The 1,660-nt window shown below is 70.1% G+C and carries 1 protein-coding gene; it reads right to left on the bottom strand.

The annotated features are described in order from the left end of the window. Positions 1 to 150: 150 nt before the first annotated feature. Entirely contained in the window at positions 151 to 1,539 is a 1,389-nt protein-coding gene (locus tag SZN_RS36975) for an IS1380 family transposase (RefSeq protein WP_007506429.1), read from the bottom strand. Between the last annotated feature and the right edge of the window lie 121 nt (positions 1,540 to 1,660).

Here is a 1,660-nt window from a genome sequence, read left to right as displayed (position 1 = left end):
CCTGGATCCACCGCGTGAATCCTGATCGGGTTTGCTGATCGGTTTTCGGGTTGTTCTCCCGGTTTCGGGCAGGTGCGGGTGCCGGATGGCCGGTCCGGTGGCGGGGTCTCCGAGGTCCTTCGGGTCGTGGGCGGACAGTCGGTCCAGATGTCAGGTGCGCAGGCGGTGACCGACGGCCGTCCAGAGGTTCTCCAGTGCTGCCAGCCAGGGCCATCGGTCGGGGAAGTGCCAGGTCAGGGTGCGTGCACCGGCGGCGAGGCGGGCGGGGACGGCGATCAGGTGGCGGCGGACGGTGCCGGTGCGGGCCCTGGCGTGGAACGCGGAGGCCAGGGCGCCGAGCGCGCGGGTGAGGTTGTGGGTGAGGGCGGCGAGGGTGAGCCAGGCGGCGTTCGCGGTGAACTTCCCCGACGGCAGGTGACCGAGGGCGGAGTCCTCCAGGTCGGCGAAGACCTGCTCGATGATGGCGTGGCGGCGGTGGGTGGCCTCGGCTTCGACGAGGCCGAGCGCGGTGTCGGTGAACACGGCGTGGAAGCGGTGGGCGGTGAACAACTCGCCCTGCCCGTCAGGAACATGGGCCCGGCCGAGGCGTTTGACGCGGCGGACCAGGAGCCGGGCCGTGGCGTGGTGCTTCTTCGGCTTGCCGGTGAAGGCGGTGTATTCGGTCTCGGCGACCTCGGCGTCGGAGACCCACCGCTGCTCGTCCTGGTCGAAGACCGCGTCCGTGTACTTGATCGCCGTCCACGAGGCATCGTCGATGGCGGCGATGGTGGTGCGGACCTTCGTGCGCTGGGCGATCGTGAAGGAGAAACGCACCCGAAGACGGCGGCAGGCGGCCACGGTCTTGTGCGAGCAGAACGCGGAATCGCCGCGCACGATGATCTGACCCGTCGCACCCATCGAGCGCACCGCGTTCACGGCCTCGGCGATCAGGTGCGCGGCGCCCTTGGCGGAGCCGGCCGAGCCCTTGCGTAGTCGCGAGGCCACGATGACGGGCGCGGCGATCGGGGTGGAGGCGGTCACGATCTGGAAGTGCAGCCCGCGCTGTCTGGTGTAGCCGAAGGCGGCGCCCTGCTTGGCGTAGCCGTGGACGGGTTTCACCTTCGAGTCGATGTCCAGGAATATCACCTGGTCCGCGCCGGGCAGCAGGGCGCAGTGCCGGACGAGGTTCGCTGTGAACGCCCGGGCGGCGGACTCCAGTTGACGCGCATGGCCCCAGGTGAAGGCGCGCAGGAACGTGCCGAGCGTGGAGGGGGCGCGTATGCCGGAAAACGCGCGGGCCGTCGCTCCGTGCCGCAGCACGTCCACATCGCCGATGCTGTCCGCCCCGGCGAGCATGCCCGCCACCAGCGACATCACCTTCGCGTCCGGCGCCGTGCCCGCACCGTTCGCGGCCCCGGTGAGGCGGACCCTGTCGCGGACCAGTCCGGGCAGGCCGCACCGCTCGGCCAGCCGCACCCCAGCCGCCAGGCCGCCGTACGCGATCAGATTCGAGTCATCGGCCGCCGCGAACGTCGCCGCGGCCGTGTGGGAAGATTTCACTTACGAGGTGCCTTGCTGATTGGTGCCGATGGAAGCGTCGTAACTCCCATCATCCCAGGTCAGCGGGCACCTCTTCTATATCCGGGGCCATCCGAACCGATCGTCACACGGTGGATCCAGG

The sequence above is a fragment of the Streptomyces zinciresistens K42 genome (assembly GCF_000225525.1).
Classification (GTDB): Bacteria; Actinomycetota; Actinomycetes; order Streptomycetales; family Streptomycetaceae; genus Streptomyces; species Streptomyces zinciresistens.
Note: the sequence above shows the minus strand (reverse complement) of the source record. Positions and strands in the feature narration are given on the sequence as shown.